This is a genomic window from Roseateles puraquae (assembly GCF_002205845.1).
In the GTDB taxonomy this organism is placed as follows: Bacteria; Pseudomonadota; Gammaproteobacteria; order Burkholderiales; family Burkholderiaceae_C; genus Pelomonas; species Pelomonas puraquae.
This window is the reverse complement of sequence record NZ_NISI01000024.1, coordinates 1-19,016: the sequence shown is the minus strand read 5'-3', so window position 1 is coordinate 19,016 and position 19,016 is coordinate 1. Positions and strand designations below refer to the sequence as shown.

Below are 19,016 nucleotides of genomic sequence, written 5' to 3'. Positions count from 1 at the left end.
CCGAGTTCGAGGCCAACTACCATCGACAACGCGCTGGTCAGGCCGCGACCGTCTGACTTAAACCAACGGGCCTCCGCGATACCCGGGGCGATTCATACAGCATGACGATCTCAACGCGCTGAACGCTGCACTCGAAGCGGGTGCCGGAATGCTCGTGGTGGACGAAGCCCATCATCTTTCGCACCAGGGCAGCACGACACGTGAGCACCTCTACGCCATGCTGCAGGAGCACGCCCGAACGACGCCACGGCTGCTGTTACTGTCGGCCACCCCTGTGTTAGGCGACGAAGCAGGCTTCCTACGCGTGCTTCATCTGCTCGATCCCGTCGTCTTTCCTTTAGACGACGTCGAGGGGCTGCGTCAGCGAATTGCGTCGCGTCAGGTCATCGCAGAAGTTGTGGCGATGCTATCGCCGGAGAACCAGTGGAGTCTGGCGCCGGAGTTGGACCGGTTGGAAGAAGTCTACGGTGACGACGCGCTCCTGATGGAAAAGGTGAATGCCCTGCGCGCGGTACTCGAGACGTTTCCTGAAGAAGACGATGAGGCTTTCATAGCTTCGCTGGCGGATCTGCGTGTACATCTAGTCGAAACCTACCGGCTTCATCGGCGATTGCTGCGCAACCGGCGCGCCACGGTGTCCTGGGCTACCCCGCGCCGCAACGGCCTAAAGGCCGTGTCGATGCGCAGCCAAGGCGCACAGCGTTGGAGCGAATTGCTGGAACAGTTGCGATTGCATTTGAACGCCGACGCGGCGTTGCCAGATGATGTGGCTGCGATATTGTTGTCGGCCGCAGTGCACCCGCGCAATGCGGCGCCGCTCCACGGCCTGTTGCACGCGGCCGGGGTGCATGACGCGCAGAGCCTGGCGCTTGCGCAAGAGCTTGATGCGGCGGGGGAGAGGCTGCGCGCTGATCCGGAGCGCTTCAAAGTCTTGGTGACTTTGGTTCAAGGGTTGCTGCAGACCGTCGGCGTACAGGTGGTTGTGTTCTGCGACCAGTGCACCGACGCGAAGCAGGCAGCGCACGCCCTGGAGCAGGCGCTACCAGGACAAGTTGCCAGACACGAACCTGAACTGCCACCATCGGATCAGGATGAGGATATTGCACCGCCCGCCTGGCGCCAATTCCTCAGCGCGCCAGGGCAAATCCGCGTTCTGGTGTGCGATGCACGGGCTGAGGAAGGTGTCAATCTTCACGGCGGCAAGAAGTTGGCCGTTCACTTCGACCTCCCGCTGGCACCCAACCGCATCGAGCAGAGATTGGGCCGTCTAGATCGCTACGGCACGGGTGATCCCATTGGCTCGTACGTACTAGTGGACGAAGGGCTGCCTGACGAGGTCGCCTGGCTGCAGGTGCTGGATACCGGCTGGCGCGTGTTCAATCGCTCCGTCGCGAGCCTGCAGTACCTAATCGAGTCAACGGCACGCCTCCTCGCGCAGGAATGGATGGACCAAGGCACGCAGGCGCTATCGGACCACGCACAGCAGTTAGCTGGCGACGAAGGTCTAGTGCAGCGTGAATTGCGCAACATCAGCATCCAGGACGCGCTTGACGCGCAGGGCGCGGTCCCGGAAACGGCTCTGGAAGCGCTCGAAGAATGCGAAGCCGACTGGCAGTCCTGGCGTGATGTCTTCAAGCGCTTCGCAGTGGACATGCTGTCGTTCGAGCAAACCGGACTGGCTAGCGGGGGCGTACAGCCCACTGACCCAGTGTTCCGTATCGCCTACGTCCACGGCGATCGCGGTCGTCCCACACTGATAACACTGCCCGAGTACCTGCGCGTGTTCCTGCAGTCCGTGGACCGCACGCACAGCACTTCGCGGGCACCGATGACTCATCTTTACGCCTTTCGCCGGCAGAACACGGTAACGCGCGCGGCGCTCGCGCAGCAGGTGTATCCGCTGCGCGTCGGCGATTCGCTGGTGACGGCCCTAGAACGGCTGTGTGAGCGCGACGATCGAGGACGAGCCTTCGCTATGTGGCGAGTGGACCGCCAATATGTCGCAAGTAATGCGTGCGGGGCCGATCTCTACTTCCGCTTCGATTTTGTGGTCCGGCCGAGACTGTCCGGGGTGGAACTCGGTGAGGAAATTGACGCGCACGCGTTCGCGCGCAAGGCGCATGTGTTGATGTCGCCCGTAGCCTTGCGCGTATGGATTGATGGCACTGGCGCCATCGTGCACGAGCCGCCGACGCTGCTCACCGCCCGCTACAGCGATGCATGGGTAGGCACCCGGCGCGACTTCAACCTCAATCCGCAGCGCTGGCGTCAACTACCGTCAGAGGTTCAGTCGGCCTGGATGCGCGACTGGCCTACGTTGTGCGCCCAATGCCGTGGGAATGCCGAGTCGGCTGTGCTCGCTTCGGCGGAGTATCGAGACCATATCGGCAAGGCGCTCAAAGCCTGCACCGAGGAGAGGCGCATGCGCCGCGCTCAGGCTGCGTCGCGCCTGGCGCGGCTTGACGGCGCAGCGCGTGAACGCGAACGGCAGGAGATGGCGCGCGACGAAGGACTCTATGCGGCCTTGCAGGCCTCGCTGTCTGAGCCTCTCTTGCTGCTTGACGTGGTGGGGGCAGTGTTTGTTGCAGACGACACTCCGTTCGACTCATGAGCGCCGCCGTGCTCGATGATGACGTTATGGCGGACGCGCTGGCACGTTGGGAAACTCACGGTGCCGCAATGGTGCAATCGTGCGCGCCGGATGCGCTGCTGGAGCGACTGCGTCAGGTGCTAGCCGCCCTAGCGCGCCAAAACAAGGGTATGGCAAGCCTCGACCTGCTGTCTCTCGTTCGCCAGTGGCAACTGCGGCGCGCCAGCCGCGGCGCGCCTGCTTGGCTTCGAGTACCCGATGGCGGCGGTTGGCCCTCCTGCGCAGCTTGGCGCAGCGCCGGATTCGACGCTGCTGGGGTAGACGGCGGAATCGAGATCAGCGCCGCGCACCCACGCCTGCCCTGGCTAGGTGCACAGGACGACTTATTCGACGACGCTTTCGACGAAGTTCAGGTACGTCGAACGGACTGGGTGTTGGCCGAACCCTGCATAGCGCAGGCAACGGGCCTATCCAGTTTCACCGGCCCCGGCCAACGTGAGGCAGTGCGGGCGCTGCTGCACCTACCGCCGCAAGTAACACTGATCGCCAACCTACCCACGGGCAGTGGAAAGTCACTGCTGGCGCAATTGCCTGCCCTCATGCGGGGGGAGGGTTACCTGACGCTGGTGATCGTTCCCACGGTTGCATTGAGCATCGATCAGAGCGCCCGCATGGCGGAGTTACTGTGCCGCAAGGACCCGCGCTGGGAGGACCGACCCTTGGCATACCACGGCGGGCTCACAACGGCACAGCGAGCGCAGATTTTCCAGGGGCTGCGCGACGGCAGCCTGCCTGTGCTGTTCACCTCGCCGGAAGCCGCCACCAGCACGCTGCGCGAAGCGCTCGAAGACAGCGCCCGCAACGGTCGCATCACGCACGTCGTCGTGGACGAGGCGCACCTGGTGTCGAGTTGGGGCAACGGCTTCAGGCCAGCGTTCCAGTTGCTGCCCGCGCTCGTGAAGCGGCTGCGCCGTCTCGGTCACGAATCCGCGCGCCGCAGCATCCGCGTCGTGCTGGCCTCCGCGACGCTGACGCCGCACACAGTGCGGTTCTTGCAGCATGCCTTCGGCCATCCGGAGCATGCCCGGGTGGTTGGCGGCATCCACCTGCGGCCTGAGCCGCGCTACGCGATACGGCGCTGCGCCGACCTGGCGGAAAAGCAGCGCCTGGCCGTCGAAGCGCTCAAGGTGGCGCCGCGCCCGTTCATCCTCTACGTCACGCGCCCGGAAGAGGCGCAGCAGTGGATAGAGTTGCTGCGCCGGGAAGGTTTCGGTCGCCTGCGCCAGTTCACCGGCGAGACGCCGCCCGCCCAGCGGCAGGCGCTGCTGGACGACTGGCGCTGCAACCGCCTCGACGGCATGGTGGCTACGTCGGCCTTCGGCCTGGGCGTGGACAAGGGCGATGTACGCACCATCGTCCATGCGACGCTGCCCGAGTCGCTCGACCGCTTCTACCAGGAGGTCGGCCGCAGCGGCCGCGATGGCCGGGCCGCGGCCAGCCTGCTGCTGTTCACGCAGCAGGACGTGAGGCAGGCGCGCGACATGGCCGGCGAGAGCTTCATCGGCAACGACATCGGTTTCGACCGCTGGACCACGATGATCGACCAACCGGTGGCCAAGTCAGCCGACAGCGGCGAGGTCTGGCTCGACCTGAACCGGCTGCGGCCCGATCTGAGCACCCATGGCCGGGGCAACCGGACGTGGAACCTGCGCACGCTCAACCTCATGGCCGCCGCGGGCCTCATCGAGCTCACGGGTCTGAGCCATCGCGCGCCCTCGCCGGATGGCACGGTCAGGGAGGAATCGCAGGAGATGACGGACGTGCAGGCGCACTTCGCGGCCGTGCGCATCCTCGACGCGGGCCATCGCCAGCGCGCGGTGTTCGATGCGCGTATGCACGAGGCCCGGCAGCAAGCCAGGCAAGCGGCGGACTGGGCCTTCGACCTCATGCTGGGCGTGGCTGAAGGCCGGGTAGAGATGGAGGAGGCGCTTTCACGCCTGTACCGCCTCGTGCTGCCCAACGCCTGGATGCCGGTGGCCAGCGCCTGCGGCGGTTGTTCGGCCCACTGGGGGCCGCCGCGGCTACGCGACTGGGTTCCGCAGCCGTTCGTTGCCAGGCTGGGCCTGTTTGAGGAACGGCGCGGCCCCGAAACCTTGCTGCGTACGCTGCCACGCGCGCAGCCCAACCTGATGTTCATCGTCGTGGACGACGTGCTCCGCGTACTGCGCGCCCCGCCGGGGGGACTGGCGGACGCACTGGTGGGCCGACTGCAGCCGCACACCGTGCTGCTGCCGTCCAGCGCGGCGCAGTCTGATGTCCAGTCGCTGCGCGACTGCCTGCGGCGCACACGCTCCGACGCGTTCCTCGACCGCTTCGGCTCCGAGGCGAGTAGTGTCCTGGATGGGGCTAGCGGCGAGTTCCGGCTCGTGTTCTGGACCGATCCCACGATGCCCGCAATGGCCGCCTCGCAGCTGACTGGCGCTGCCTGCGCCCTGACGATTGTTCTCATGACCCCTGCCATCACGGATCCGCTGCGTCCCGACCGCTCCTGGGCCAGCGTCCTGCCCCACGCCGACGAAGATGCCGCCTTGCGCGCACTTGCTTCATGAGCCTACTTAACCTGACCAGCGACGGCTTGCCTAACGTGCTGGCCATGCTCCATGCCGCCGTGCTGCGCGCCGGCAAGCCGGTGTTGCGCGACGAATTGCTAGAGACGGTCGCACCCTCATCGGTGGTGGACGACGACGGCAAGATGACCCGTCAGACACTCAATCGATGGACTGAGCTAGGCTTGTTTAGGCAGGAAGGCGACGCCATCACAGTGAACGAGCGCCCCGCTGGAACTCGGATCGCGGCGCTGGAATTGCAGCGGTTCACGCGGCGTGTGGTTTGCAAGTGTGCACTGGCCGAAGAGAACAACGCCGATTTCTGGGCCAGCGAGAGCGCGCGCGCCGCAGACCTCACCCGCTCGCTGGCCTGGATGATGGCGCAGGACGTGTACCGTGCCTCGTTCTCTGACTTCGAGGCTCAGGAAGCGGAGCAGATCACTGACCCTGAACTGTTGCTCATGCGTAACAGTACGCGCCGCAACGGGCTGCAGTACTGGGCCCCGTTCCTGGGATTCAGCCGTCATCCCCACGCGGCCATCGACCCAACGGTGGCAGTGCGCGATGTGCTGCCCGAAATCTTGAGTCCCGGCCAGGGCATGGCCGCTGCGGACTTCGTGGGGCAAGTGGCCTGGCTGCTGCCGGTGCTAGACGGTGGCCGCTACCAGAAGGAAGTGCTGGCCGCCATGGACCCGAACGCGCTGGCACCGCGCAACCCGGGCCAGTTGTCCACGGCGCTATCGCGTGCGCTGCTGTGCCTGCGCGCCTGCGGCGACATCGTGATGGCGCAAAAGAGCGACACCGGCAGCGCCATCACGCTCACCGGCGCGCAGGGCGCTCGTCACGACCTGACTTTCCAATGGATCTCCCGTCCGGCCGCAGGACAAAGCCGATGAGCGACCACAACGCCCTTCTTGCCTACTGGCCCGGCCGCGAGCGCATCGACGAGTGCCTGCGCACCGAGGCCGAAACCGCCGATGAGGCGCTGCTGCTGGCGGTGCACGAACCGGTGACGCTGCTGCGACGCCCGGAGCAGTCCGGGGCCGCCGTCACCGAGGCCAGCGAGATGGACCTGCTACGCGCGCTGATGCGCCCGGCTGACGACGGCAGCGCCGTGCTGGTGGCCATCACGGGCGCATCCGGCGTGGGCAAGTCGCACATGGTGCGCTGGTTGAAGGCGCAACTGGAGCGCCATCCCCGTCGCCAGGAACTCGTGATCGTCACCATCCCCAAGACGGCCAGCCTGCGCCGGGTGGTGGAGTTGATCCTCGAGCCGCTGGCCAGCGCCGAGTACGAAGCACTGCGGCAGGACCTGGCGCGCGCGGCCGAAGCCATGAACCCCGTGCTGGCGGCTGAGTTGCTGGCTACGACGCTGGCCGAGGAGCTCGAACTCTACGGTAAGCGCCTAGAAGAGGAAGTACGCGCGCGGCGCGTGGGCCCCGAGTTCGGTCCGCGTATCCGCCTTGCGCAGCATCTGCGCACCCTGCTGCGCGATCCCGACGTGCGCGACGCCTGGCTGCAGGCCGCGCTGCGGCGCATTGTCAGTGCGAGCCTGGGGGGCACGGCCGACCCAGCGGACCGGCAGTTCCAGCCAAAGGACCTGGAGCCGCCGGTCGAGTCCGCGGCCACGCCGATGAAGAGCGCCGTGAACGAGGCGCTGGCGTTCCTGGCCAACGCCAACGGCCGCTACCGCGGCACGGCAGCGGAAATCCTGCAGGAACTGCTGGACCCGGCCCTGCGCACGATCTTCCGTTTCACGGATGCGCTGCACCAGCGCTCGCTCGACGAGATCGTGGACGACATCCGCCAGCAACTGCTGCGCGACGGCAAGGAACTGGTGCTGCTGATCGAGGACTTGGCGGCGCTCTCGGGCATCCAGGAACCGCTGCTCAAGATCGTGATCGCGGAGTCGGACCACCAGGGCGTGCGCGTGAGGGCGCCGATCCGCACCGTGCTCGCAGTTACGGACGGCTTCCTGGCCGGGCGCAAGACGGTGCTTACGCGCGCACGCGAGCAATGGGAAGTGCCCAGCGAGGGGCTAGCCGAGAGCACCATCGTGCAGCGCCTGGTGAGCCTGACCGGTCGCTACCTGAACGCCGCACGCTGGGGCGTGGCGCATCTGCGCGAGGCGTTCAAGGCGTCGCCCCAGGAGGGCACCGACCTCTACGGCTGGGTGCCGCGCTTCGACAAAACACTCGACGCCGCGGCCGCCGACCGGCTCGACGCCTTCGGGCACAACAGGGCCGGCCACAGCCTCTTCCCGTTCAACGAGGCGGCCGTCCGTTCGCTGGCTGCAGCGGCGCTGAAGGCAGGAGACGCCTGGACGTTCAGGCCACGCACCTTCATCAACGAGGTGCTGCGCAAGACGCTGCTGGAGCGGCCGCTGTTCGAGGACGGGCACTTCCCGCCGCCGAACTTCCACCAGGCACGCTTGACCGCGGAACTGGACCAGGAACTGCAGTTCCGCGGTTACGGCGCCGAGGAGACGGGACGCCTGCGCACGGCACTGTTCCACTGGGCGGGCCACCCCAGGTCGCTGGCCGCGGCCCCGGTTGCGCGGCCGGTGTTCGACGCGTTCGATCTGCCCTGGCCTTTCAGCGCCGCGGCAAGGCCGCCCGCGGGCGAGTCGGCGCCGCGACGCCCGGCGGATGGTGGGTCCGGCATCACGGTCGCGCCGGCCGGCCCAGGTGCGCCGGCCCCTGTCGCGCCGGCACAGCCTCCCGCGCCCATTGCCCCAGTGGCGCCACCGCCCAGCGCCTACGCGCAGGCGCTGGAAAAGTGGACGCCCGAAGCCCGCATGACGAACGACCATGCCAGGCTCACGCGCCGCCTGCTGACCGATGCGCTCAACGAGCGCATCGATTTCGACGACTACCGCCTGCACGGCCAGAAGGTCGAGATGACCTGGTTCTGGCTGCCGCCGGCCAATACGGTTAGCAATCCGACGCAGGACTTCGCGGTCCGCGTGGCCGAGCCCGGTGAGCCCATCCCGCCCCGCGTTGTGGCTGGGCTCAAGGCCCTGGAGCGCTGGAACAACAACAACCGCTCCTGGAACTATGCCCAGGCCGAAAACGACTACGCCTCAGCCAACGCGCTGCTGGAGCATCTCGAGGCCCAGGTGCTTGCCGTCGTGCTGGAGGAAGCGGAGCGTGAAGCCGCGGCCCTGGCCTCGGCTCTGCACCGGCAGAATCTGCTGCTGGGTGCAAGCACGAAGCAGCAGCCCGAACCGAACAACCTCAAGGATCTGCTGGCGCAAGCCGACGATCATCCTCAGCCTGAGACGGATCGCTTGCCCGCCAAGGTCCGCACTGTGTTGGAGGCGCGGCGCAAGTCCTTGGGCGGACGCGAACTGTTGCAGGAGCGATTGCGGCACTACCTGGGCTGCTACCAGGGCAACAGAGGCGGCAAGCCGCTCGCCATCGACACCGAACGGCTCAAGGCCGTCCTGCGGCGCGACGTGGCGTCACGCTGGATACGGTGCCTCAACGGCAAAGTTGCGCTGAGCCAGGATGCGCAGGACGCACTTGAAAGGCTGTCGCCGCAACAAGTGGGCGACCTCATCGCTGCAGTGACCGCGGCCGTGGAACATTTCCAGCCCGTCATTGCGCAGTCCTTCGGCGAGGACCATCAACGCGTGGCGTGGCGCGAGGCGATGACGCAAACCATCGATGACGCGCGGGAACTGTCGATCTGGCCCACCTCCATCGAGGAAGCGCCCCTGCGCGCTGTGGTGATGCGGCTATCCGATGAAGGCACGGAGTTCGCCATTCGCAGGGTGCGCAAGATGGAGCCGTCGGAGGCCTCGGCATCCGTCAACGCACGCCTCATTGCCTTGAGCAGCGTGCCGCTCACGCGTATGGCTGCACTGGCCGTGGACGTCTTGTCGATGAATGAATTTTTCGAGGCCCTGGAGCGCCTTGTGCATGCGCAGACCCGCTCCGTGGACGACGAGCAGGCGCTGCAGCAGCGCACGGCGTTGATCGACAGCCTGGTGTGGGAGGACTGATGCCGACCCTGATGGAACGAAGCCAGGCCGCCCGTGCGGGCCTGGAGCGCGCTCGACTGGCCAACCAGACGCGCAAGCAACTCTCGGCCGTCCAGGCCCGGGCCACGGAATGGGACACGCGCATCAGCGCGCGTAGCGCGGCGCGCAAGCGCATGGCGGTGTTCCCAGACCATTTCGCGACACTGCCGCAGGAAGTGGCCGAGGCCGACGCCGCGGCCGCGGCGCTGGCGCGCGAAGCGCAGGCGCTGCTGCGCCGGGGCGCCGACATCGAGGCGCTCTACGAGGAGAACCTGTGGACGCGCCTGCTGGCCGCAGCCGACAGCGCCAACAAGGCAGCGGCTGACGCGGCGCGCACGGCGTGGGAGCAAGTGCGCGAAGAGATGGGCACGATGGAGACGCCGGCGTCCCTGGAAGCCCGGATGCCGCGCACCCCGGCCAACGAGCGCGTTTTGGCGAACTACAAGACGCAGTACCAGCAGTACGCGGCGCTGGTGCGGCAAGGCGCGCCGAGCTCGCAGGCGGTGCTGCATGAGCTTTCACGAGCCATCGAACGGCTGCGCGAAGTCCAGGCCGGGCTCACGCTGGCGGCACCGGAGGCGGTGCGCGTGTTCCTGCGTGCCGTCCAGCAAGGCAACGCGGGCATCGACCTACTCACGCCGGAGGTGGTGGCGTGGCTGCAGGCTAACGACGATCCCGCGCGCTTCGTCGTCCGGGTCCGGACGGTACCGGCATGGGCCTGACAGCCGACTTGCTGCTGGCCGAGCGGGCCCTCGATGCGCTGGAGCAGATCGAAGCCCGCGGCCTGGTCTGGGGGCTGGTCGACAACGCGCTCAGCGACGACGAGGTCACCGACGCGCTGCGCGCGGTGCTAGATGAGCCGCGCAACCAGGCGCTGCGCAGCGACCCCGCGTGCAGCATCGTCACCACGCGGGACCTGCGTGAAATGCTGACGAGCCTGAACATGCTGTTCGAGGTACCGGAAACCGGACCTGGCGCACGCAACGGGTGGCGCACCCGGATGGCCGAAGGTGTCAGGCTGATCGCGCAACTGCGCCAGTTGTTTCCCAAGCACGATGATCGCAAGGACCCCTCGGGTGCGAAATGGGCAAGCGCTGCGACACTGGTAGCCGACTACCGCTTCCTGCGCCGTGCACGCCGCTATCCGCGTCGAGACCAGAATGCCAGCATGGTGCTCGCCGCCCTGGCCGACGCCGTCACAGAGCCCGGGCTTTCGAGCGCGCTTGAACATTGGCTCGGCAAGATGGGCGAAGGAGCAGGTCTTTCGCGCTTCCAGGTCGAGTCCACCAGGCGCCTGCTGCTGAGCCTGCAGCAGCGCAGCCTCACCGGCACTCTGGTCTCGGCCGGCACGGGCAGCGGCAAGACGCTGGCGTTCTACCTGCCGGCCCTGTCCTGGCTGGCGCACCAGCGGGTGCAGCAACCGCAATCGCGGGGCGTGCGCGTGCTGGCGCTGTACCCGCGCAACGAGCTGCTCAAGGACCAGCTGGCCGAGGTATACGACCAGTGCCGCACCTTCGACGCCTGGGTAGCACGGCGCGGCGGCCGGCCCCTGCGCGTCGGAGTGCTCTACGGCGACACGCCCCATACGGCAAGTAGCGCGTTTAAGAACTGGTCCGGCAACGCCCAGGAGAGGATCTGCCCCTTCTTCGCCTGCCCACGGCCTGGCTGTGCCGGCGAGATGGTGCTGCGCCAGCGCGACGTGGAACAGCGACTGACGAGGCTGGTGTGCCGCGGCTGCGGCCACACTGTCGATGCAGCGCATCTGGCTTTCACGCGGAGCGAGATCGAGGCCGACCCGCCCGACATACTGTTCAGCACCGTGGAGATGCTCAATCGGCATATATCCAACCCACGGCAGTGCCATGTCTTCGGCGTTGGCCCGCGTGCGCTGCGGGTACCAGACCTGGTGTTGATGGATGAGGTGCACCTCTACGCCGGCACTTACGGCGCGCAGGTGGCTTACCTGATGCGCCGCTGGTGGGCCGCCAGCGGCCGGCGCTCCAGCTTCGTTGGCTTGTCTGCAACCATTGCCGAAGGCCAGACCTTCTTCGCCAGCCTCACCGGGCTGAGCGAGCAGGTGGTGCAGGAGATCAAGCCGCTGGACACCGATATCGTCGAGGAAGGCGCTGAGTACCTGCTGGCCCTGCGTGGCGACCCAGTGTCGCAGACGTCTCTGCTATCAACGTCCATCCAGACCCTAATGCTGGGCTCGAGGCTGCTGGACCCGCCCGAGACATTCGACAAACGGACGCGCCCGTTTTTCGGCTGGCGCAGCTTCGCTTTCACGGACCAACTCGATGCCACCAACCGGCTGTTCATGGACTTTCTGGATGCCGAGGGGCGGGACCGCTGGGGCCGGCCCAACCGGGTCAGGCATCCGGACGGTGGGCTGGCGCGGCTGCGCGAGCCGCTCGATCCACCGGGCCGGCGCTACCTGGCAGGCCAGGACTGGCGGGTACCGCGTGCCATTGGCCATGACCTAAGTCGCTCCCTTGAGGTAGCCCGTACGACGGCCCACGATAAGGGCGTGAGCGGCCGCAGCGAGGTCGTGGTGGCCACGTCGGCGCTGGAGGTCGGCTTTGACGATCCAGGGGTCGGGCTCGTGGTGCAGCATAAGGCGCCGCGCAGCATGGCGTCTTTCCTGCAGCGCAAGGGCCGAGCAGGCCGGACGCGCCACATGCGGCCCTGGACAGTGGTGGTCCTGACCGACTACGGCCGCGACAGATTGGCCTACCAGGCCTACGACCAACTCTTCGACCCGGAGTTGCCGGCACGGCAATTGCCGCTGTCGAACCGTTACGTGCAACGCATGCAGGCAGTCTATGCACTGCTTGACGAACTGGGCGCGCTCACAGGGGGCGACGCAGTGACTGGCCCGTTGTGGGGTACCTTGGCTGGCCCGACAGAAGAGCCAGCGCTGCAGCGCTGGCCCGAATCGGTGCAGCGGCAATTGCGCCAGCTCCTTAGCAACCTGCCTGCCGCGCAAGGCGGACCTGAGTGGGACCAAATCTGCCGGCAGTTGCTCATCCGCGCCCGTGAACTGGCGCCGCCAGGCGCGGACAGAGGAATCAGGTACGCGGGCGAGAACTGGCTGGGGAGCGAACTGCGCCGGCGCCGCGTCATTGAACTGCTGGGCCGCCTGCTCGACGACCATACACGCTCGGAGCGGCTGGCCGCCAGTCTGAGCGACCGGCTGTCGCTTACGAGCGAGCAAACGGATCTGGTGCTGTGGACCCAGCCACGCCCCGTAATGCTGGGCGCTATCCCAACCGCACTGCGGCGCCTGGCCACAGGTTGGCGCGCGCACGGCAAGGCGGGCGCCGATTTGCAGGCGGTACACCCGCTGCCGGATTTCATTCCGGCCAATCTGTTCAGCGACCTGAGCTTGCCCGAGCTGCGACTGGAGTTGCCTGGCGGACTGGATATTCCAAGTCCACAGTACCTGCCGGTGCAGCAGGGACTGGGCGAGTTCGCCCCCGGTCGAGTCTCCCGTCGCTACGACGCAGCACTATGGTTGGGCGTGACTAGCGAGGTGCTGGAGGAGTTGATGCCGGCCGACGGAACCGTGGTCGAACGCGATGCCGACATCGACGCCTGGTATGCCGGCGAGCCGCAGCGCCCGTTCCACCGCCCGGACCAGGGGCGGGCGCAACCCTGGCAAGCCCTGCGTCCCACGGCGGCGTGGCTGGCCCTGGTCCCCGCCGGTCGCGCCGCCGCCGGCAAACCGGAAGTGGCCGACACCTCCAACGCCCAGTTGGTGTGGAGCTCGCACCTGCAGGCGCCCCGTGCAGGCAAGGCGTTCGCGCTGCCGACCTACGTCGGCATCACGCGGCTGATCAGCGGTGTCGTCGCGCATACACATGCCGGGCAATCCCAGGCGCTGGTACGCCGTTACGCCATCGGCTCGCGTGCCGAGCTTCGCCTGCGGCAGGGCAGCACGTCGGCGCGCATCAGCGTGCACTGGCGATTCCTGCAAGGTGGGCAGCCTGCAGGCGTGGGTTTCGACATCGACACCGACGCACTGGTGCTGGCGCTGGATCTGCCGGCGCAGTTGCACGCGGCTATCGACTGGAGCGACAGGCGGCGTGAGCGGGCGGCGCGCGCCGCCCGCTACCGCTACGAGGCCAGCGAGGACGCGGCATTCCGGGAGGTTGTCTCCAGCGTTTTCATTCGCGGCTGGATTGCACAGGTTTTCCAGATCAGCGCGCTGCTGGTGGCCCGAAGTGACGACCTTCCACTGGTGCAGGCCCTGGATCGGCTGGCCCAGGGCGAGCACCAGGCGCAATTGCTGGGCGTACTGCAGGCCGTCTTCCAGGCGCCCGATGTCCAAGCAGACGACGAGGCGCCGGACCGGCTCAGGCAAACCCTCGAAGACGCATTGCGCAGCCCCGAAGTGATGCGCGCAATACGAGGCGTGGCTCGCGTGCTAGCAGACCCGATCGACGCCGAATGGGACGCGTGGCTGTCGCTCACCGTGCGCGCCACGCTGGGCGCGGCCTGCCTGGAAGCCATCCAACAAGCCTGTCCGCAAGTGGACTGCGAGTCCCTGGCGGTGGACATTGAGCCAGGATTGCGCGACGACGCCTCGACCGCCGAGACACCCGAGATCTGGATTTCGGAAACCAATCCTGGCGGCAACGGCCTTATCGAGCAGGTCGTCGAATTGCTGGTGACCCAACCAGACGCCTTCTACCGTCATGTCGAGGCGGCACTGGGCCCGCGCGATTTCGAGTGGACTGAGCGCCAACTTCGCGAGATGGTGACGTGGCTCGGCGGCGAGACGCCGGACGCCGACTTGGTGGACAGCGTCCTCCGCGTGCGCCAGGCTACCACCACCGCAGAAGCGCAGCAGGCGTTCGGCGTGCTGCGCGCTGAACTGGTCCGCCGCGGCCAGTCGGTGTTTCATGGCTATGCCGTGGCACTGAGTATGCGACTGCTGCGACCGGACACGCCGGCAGAACTCGACGGGTTGCTATGCGAGATCCAGTGCCACTGGGACGAGTTGGAAGACCGGTTCGGCATCGAGGTAGACGTGCGGGTAGTCTGTGCGCTGTTTAGCGAGGACCAGCGTCTTGACCAAGCGTTCCGAGGCATGGGACTGAGCCTTCCGGCCTCAGGCAACCGGCGCGTTTGGCGCTTCGGCGTGCTCATGGGTGTGCTGTGGGCGCGAGGCCATGCGCTCCGGGCTACGGCGCTGCCGTGGTCCAACCGCTACTGGGCGTCGCCGATCGATACAGAGCGGCTGCTGCTGGAGCAGTGGCTCACACAGAGGCCACAACCCATCGATCCGACCGTGCCGGGCTGGTCGGATACGGCTCGAGAGCGGCTGGTATCAACCTCGCAAGTTGTGATCTGTGTGGAGGCGGCACAGGCCGGGCAATGGCTGCCGCGGGTGCTGCGCGCCATGGTGATAGAGCCTGTGCAATTCGACTATCTCAACGTCTTCGCCCGGCTCACCGGCGTCAAGCGCCGAGATCATTTCGTGGAATGGACCTTCAGCATTCCGGATTCGCCATGACCGACACCCGCCAGATCTTCAAGTCAGCCACCTCCGCGCCCAAGGCTGCAATCGACGTGCTGACGCTGGTCTTCGCGCACGAGTTGATCGTGCCGAGCGACACCCTGTACCTTGTTACGCCCTGGGTCAGCAACATAGTCGTGTTCGACAACCGCCTGGGTGAGTTCGAAGGGCTTAACCCGGAGTGGACGCATCGGGAAATTCGGCTCATCGACGTGCTCGTGGCGGTGGCCTCCAACGACACGCGGCTCGTCTTGCGAGTGCGCCCGGATCGACACAACCAGCCCTTCCACACCCGCTTGATGGCGGCGTTGGACGATGTTGGTCTACGAGACCGCTGCAGTTGGAGCGAGAACATAGCGCTTCACACCAAGGGCCTGCTAACGAAACACGCGCTGCTGAGCGGGTCAATGAACTTCACAGAACGAGGCGTAACCCTCAATGACGAGTCCTTGACCGTCTCGTTCAACGCGCAACTTATTGCCCAGGCCAAGGTGGAATTCGACATTCATGGTACGCGCTGACGACCAGGAAGCCGCCGAGCGCGCGGCACTGCTGCGACGCTTCTTCACCGTCCCGAATCTCTACGTCCATCCAGGCGCTGGCGCTACGGCCCCGGCCCCGGCGCTGGCCGTGCCGCAAGCCCTGCACGACGCATTACGTCGCTTCCTGAGTGGCTATGGCGACCGGCCGCTGCTGCTGCCGTACCGCAGCGCTGGCGACGACCGCATCTGCTGGTACGCGTGCGCCCACGACGACACCGCGTGCCGTGCGTTGCGGGCCGAACTCGAAGCATTCATCGGGCCGAGCTTTGCCGAATTCGACGATAGCGGTGACACCGCATGGGCGACGCCCGATGTCGTGCGCGAAGTCCTAATGTCCGCAGGCCTGCGCGTTGTGCGCCTACGCTGCAGCAAGCCCGAGTTCGATGAGCGTGTTCCTTCGCGCTGGAAGACCTATTGGCAATTGCTGGAACGTCAACCCAAGCGGGTGGAGTTGGAAGTGCGCAGCTTCGCGCAGTTGCGCTCGGTCTTCGACGAAGCCCTTGTTGCCCGCAATGAGCCCGATGCCCTGGCGGCAGTCGCCGCGCTGCGCGACGTCCATGGACTCAGCGGCGAGAACCGAGTATTCCTTGATATCCGCTTGGCGGCGGCCTTCGGGCGCTGGGAGCAGATCCTCGCGCATCCCCGCCTAGTCGAGTTGATGCAACTGCGACTGCCGCCAGAGACCTACGGCGACATCTGGGACGCACTCTACGAGGTGCACCTCCGCCCGTTCGAGAACTCCGGTAGCGCACCACACCTGGTCCAAGCATTCGTCGATGAGGTTCAGGCGCTGGCCGGTCCGCTCCTTAAGGGCCGCGGGCGCTCGCGCCGGCCTGCTGCCCTGAAGTCGCTGCTGCTCGACGCGCTGGCGCAGGCCGCTCCCCAGGCCGCACTGTGTCGAGAACTGCTCGAGGCCGTGGGACCGCATGCGTTCGGTCCTGCGACCTCAGGGATTGAGGCCATGGTCGCGGCTCTTGAGACACCGAGCAGCGACTTTGAGTCGGCACTGGACGAAATGGATCAGGAGCGCTATGAGCAGGCTTGGGTGCTGCTGTGGCCGTTGCCCGACGATGCCCGGGTCTTTGCTGCGCTGTTGCGCTGTGCCAAAGAAATCGCCGATCCGGTACGCGGCGGCGATGTGCTGGCGCGTTTGAATGCAACCAGTGCGGACATTGCCGAGGCGGTTGGCCAGACACGAGCCCGTCTATTGCGCGACGTGGAGCAACTGGCGCGTGAAGTGCCGCCGGCCAAGTTGCAGGTTCAGGTCGAGGCCGTCACCGAGCAGCAGGCAGCAGACATCGTGGCTTACTGGCGAGAGATCGCTGGCGCGAGCAGCACGGCAATTCTGGACATGCGACCCGGGTTGACGGATGAATTGCAGGCGGCACTGGAAACGCATGCACTTGAAGAGTCACCGGTACTCGACGCCTTGTTCCCGGTCTGGTTCGAATGGCTGGTAGGCAAATGCGCGCCGGAATCTCGGCTCATCGAGCTTTACCAGGCCTTCATCGAAACCCTTTTCCTGCGTGACCGCTTCGGCGAAACCGAGTTGGAACTCGTTCGCCTGGCTGCATTGCATCTGGTGGGCGCCAGTCCCACGCCGACGCAGTACCAGCGCTTATTGGACCGACTTATCGACGTATTCAATGTAGCCCGATCGCCAGTTGCCGCGCGGTGGGGTCTGGAGTTGACGGATGGCCTTCTTGCGGTGCCCTGCCGCAGCGAGGAAGCACTGACGCGCTGGCGGGGCGTGATCTTCGACGCCGCCGAAGAAATGCGCTCCAGGTTGGGCCCGGTGCAGCGTTCCCTGCTGCGTATCCTGGCGGCGGAGTGCGGATATGAATTGGCCTCGCCCACGGGTTCGATGGAAGTCGAATTCCCGGCGCTTGCGATTGAGATGGTCAAGCGGGTGCTGATCTACAGCCTTGACAAGCACGCAACCGAGCGCGCGGCTATGACGCTCAGGGAGTTATTCCCCCAAGGCAGGTTCGAAACCAACGACGACGAGGCCTGTACCACCCGACTGAAATCTAGTGCCAGCATGGCGGATTGGGTGGTGTTCGTTTCAAACGTCGCCACGCATCAAGCATTCTTCTGTATCAAGGCCGCCATGCGCGATCAAACGGAGTTGCTTCAAGTGCAGGGCAGCGGCACGACCCGCATCATCGAATGCGTCATGAACAAGACGCAGCAAGTATCGGCACAGTCGTCACGATGAGATGAAAACCGCGTGACGGAAGCCACTGATTGGTATCGGGCGAGGTGGGCTATTTATCGGATTTCCAAGCCAGCGCTAACAGGTGAAGTCAAGAGGTCTGAGCCCTTCGTCCGAAATGCCCGGCGTCCTGCTTAGACAGGCAACGCTGGCCCTGCCTGATCTACCGTGGCGATGGAGCCGCTGCCTTCGGTTTCATAGAGGTCCACTCTGACCAGTTGCGGCAGTTCCTTACTCGCTTGGTTCTGAATCCAGGCTGCAAGACTTGCAGTGTCGCAATCAAGGATTCCGGTCAACTGATGCAGTGGATGGTGGTCCAGCGACTTGAAGATGGGATCGAAGATCGCTTTAACGTCGCCAAAGTCGACCGTCCAACCCATCATGGCATCCAACGGCGCAGATAGGTGCAAGCGTAGGGTGTAGGTGTGCCCGTGAATCCGGGCCTGGGGAACATCGGCTGGCGCGCGTCGATACTGCACCGCGCTATCGAGAGTGAACTCCTTCCAGATCCTGTATTGCGTGCCGTCGAAATTCGCGCCGCAACTGCCCGTCTCGAACACCGTCACCCAAGACAGCTCTGGCAGCGCGAGCTTTAGGCGCCGCCACAACCAGGCCGAGATCACCTCGCTCGTCGGGTTGTGCAGGCCTTCGATCTCATTGAGATATTGGTAATTCAGTTCGTAGTGGAACGGAGCCCAGATGGCATCGAGATGGTCGTAGTCAATGCTGAGGTCGCGTTCCCCCACGTCTTGATCGGCGTGCACAATGACCTCGAAGCCATGGCCGTGCAGGCGCCCGCATTTGTGCCCCAGCGGCACGTTGGGCAGTTGATGCGCAGCTTGGAAGCGGTAGCGTCGCCAGACGTGAGCATGCCCCTGCGCATCCAGATCCACTCCCTGGTTCGCAGTGCTTTGCACCGCCACTCGGTCGATGCCCGGAACATCCAGGCGTTGGCGTACCCAGCGCGCGATGTTTTCGTCGGTAGGTTGCTCCAGGAACTCGTTTAGCAGTTGGTAGTTCAGTGGCGCGACGCATCCTTCCAGGCGACGCTGCAGTTCGGAAACTTCGCCACCAGGAAATGGTGCCCAGCCCACCGGAACTTCGGCAAAGACGCTGATCAGGAAGCTGTGGCCATGGACGTGCCTGCATTTGTGGTCCCGTGGTAGCACGCTGACGCGTCGTGCGGACTCCAGTCGGCACGAGGCGACGGTGTAGGCGGCGTTGCTCATGGCTGGCCTCGCATGTAGGCGTCATACCCCTTCGAACGCAGCTCACACGCCGGGCAGGTGCCGCAGCCGTAGCCCCACTCATGCCAAGTGGTGTGATCGCCCAGGTAGCAGGTATGCGTCTCGCGGCGAACCAGTTCCAGCAGACCAGGGCCGCCGAGCGTGTGGGAGAGGTGCCAGGTTTCCTGCTTGTTTAAGGAAGGTCTGCAAAACCTCTCGTCAATCCGACTGGTGCGAGGCCTGAGCGTCGGGGACGATGGTGGGCATGGATCAGATCACGCTCGGCCTTGAC

The 19,016-nt window shown here is 65.8% G+C and carries 10 protein-coding genes; 8 read left to right on the top strand and 2 right to left on the bottom strand.

Annotated elements, in window-relative coordinates:
* The first annotated feature begins 94 nt into the window (after positions 1-94).
* From dpdE to dpdD, 8 genes are read left to right on the top strand one after another with little or no spacing between them, the layout of a single operon-like run.
* Positions 95-2,611, top strand: a complete 2,517-nt coding sequence (dpdE, locus tag CDO81_RS26930; RefSeq protein WP_277596160.1) for a protein DpdE — start codon at positions 95-97, stop codon at positions 2,609-2,611.
* Complete coding sequence (gene dpdF / locus CDO81_RS26925) at positions 2,608-5,199, top strand: protein DpdF (protein WP_088486354.1); 2,592 nt, start codon at positions 2,608-2,610, stop codon at positions 5,197-5,199. Before dpdE ends, dpdF begins: the two co-directional genes overlap by 4 nt.
* Positions 5,196-6,092 (top strand): protein DpdG, encoded by an 897-nt coding sequence (gene dpdG / locus CDO81_RS26920; RefSeq protein WP_144397431.1) that lies wholly within the window; start codon positions 5,196-5,198, stop codon positions 6,090-6,092. The genes dpdF and dpdG overlap by 4 nt, the downstream gene beginning before the upstream one ends.
* Positions 6,089-9,202 (top strand): protein DpdH, encoded by a 3,114-nt coding sequence (dpdH, locus tag CDO81_RS26915; protein WP_088486352.1) that lies wholly within the window; start codon positions 6,089-6,091, stop codon positions 9,200-9,202. Before dpdG ends, dpdH begins: the two co-directional genes overlap by 4 nt.
* Positions 9,202-9,942, top strand: a complete 741-nt coding sequence (locus CDO81_RS26910; RefSeq protein WP_088486351.1) for a hypothetical protein — start codon at positions 9,202-9,204, stop codon at positions 9,940-9,942. Before dpdH ends, CDO81_RS26910 begins: the two co-directional genes overlap by 1 nt.
* The gene (gene dpdJ, locus CDO81_RS26905) at positions 9,933-14,738 is read left to right on the top strand and encodes a protein DpdJ (RefSeq protein ID WP_088486350.1); all 4,806 of its coding nucleotides are present in this window, start codon (positions 9,933-9,935) and stop codon (positions 14,736-14,738) included. Before CDO81_RS26910 ends, dpdJ begins: the two co-directional genes overlap by 10 nt.
* Positions 14,735-15,262 carry a phospholipase D-like domain-containing protein DpdK gene (dpdK, locus tag CDO81_RS26900; RefSeq protein ID WP_088486349.1) on the top strand — a complete coding sequence of 176 codons (528 nt, stop codon included), beginning with the start codon at positions 14,735-14,737 and terminating at the stop codon, positions 15,260-15,262. The genes dpdJ and dpdK overlap by 4 nt, the downstream gene beginning before the upstream one ends.
* Positions 15,249-17,501 carry a protein DpdD gene (dpdD, locus tag CDO81_RS26895; RefSeq protein ID WP_088486348.1) on the top strand — a complete coding sequence of 751 codons (2,253 nt, stop codon included), beginning with the start codon at positions 15,249-15,251 and terminating at the stop codon, positions 17,499-17,501. Before dpdK ends, dpdD begins: the two co-directional genes overlap by 14 nt.
* Positions 17,502-17,632: 131 nt before the next feature.
* Here the strand turns inward: dpdD and CDO81_RS26890 are convergent, their stop codons facing one another.
* Together CDO81_RS26890 and CDO81_RS29210 are read right to left on the bottom strand one after the other, a co-directional pair.
* Complete coding sequence (locus tag CDO81_RS26890) at positions 17,633-18,727, bottom strand: 6-pyruvoyl trahydropterin synthase family protein (RefSeq protein ID WP_088486347.1); 1,095 nt, start codon at positions 18,725-18,727, stop codon at positions 17,633-17,635.
* Entirely contained in the window at positions 18,724-18,948 is a 225-nt protein-coding gene (locus CDO81_RS29210) for a 7-cyano-7-deazaguanine synthase (RefSeq protein WP_088486356.1), read from the bottom strand. The genes CDO81_RS26890 and CDO81_RS29210 overlap by 4 nt, the downstream gene beginning before the upstream one ends.
* Positions 18,949-19,016: the final 68 nt, after the last annotated feature.

Bases quoted from the DNA above. Each gene is read 5' to 3' on its own strand.
- dpdJ (WP_088486350.1), top strand. From the start codon at position 9,933: ATGGGCCTGACAGCCGACTTGCTGCTGGCCGAGCGGGCCCTCGATGCG.
- dpdH (WP_088486352.1), top strand. From the start codon at position 6,089: ATGAGCGACCACAACGCCCTTCTTGCCTACTGGCCCGGCCGCGAGCGC.
- dpdK (WP_088486349.1), top strand. From the start codon at position 14,735: ATGACCGACACCCGCCAGATCTTCAAGTCAGCCACCTCCGCGCCCAAG.
- dpdG (WP_144397431.1), top strand. From the start codon at position 5,196: ATGAGCCTACTTAACCTGACCAGCGACGGCTTGCCTAACGTGCTGGCC.
- dpdF (WP_088486354.1), top strand. From the start codon at position 2,608: ATGAGCGCCGCCGTGCTCGATGATGACGTTATGGCGGACGCGCTGGCA.
- dpdD (WP_088486348.1), top strand. From the start codon at position 15,249: ATGGTACGCGCTGACGACCAGGAAGCCGCCGAGCGCGCGGCACTGCTG.
- CDO81_RS26890 (WP_088486347.1), bottom strand. From the start codon at position 18,727: ATGAGCAACGCCGCCTACACCGTCGCCTCGTGCCGACTGGAGTCCGCA.
- CDO81_RS26910 (WP_088486351.1), top strand. From the start codon at position 9,202: ATGCCGACCCTGATGGAACGAAGCCAGGCCGCCCGTGCGGGCCTGGAG.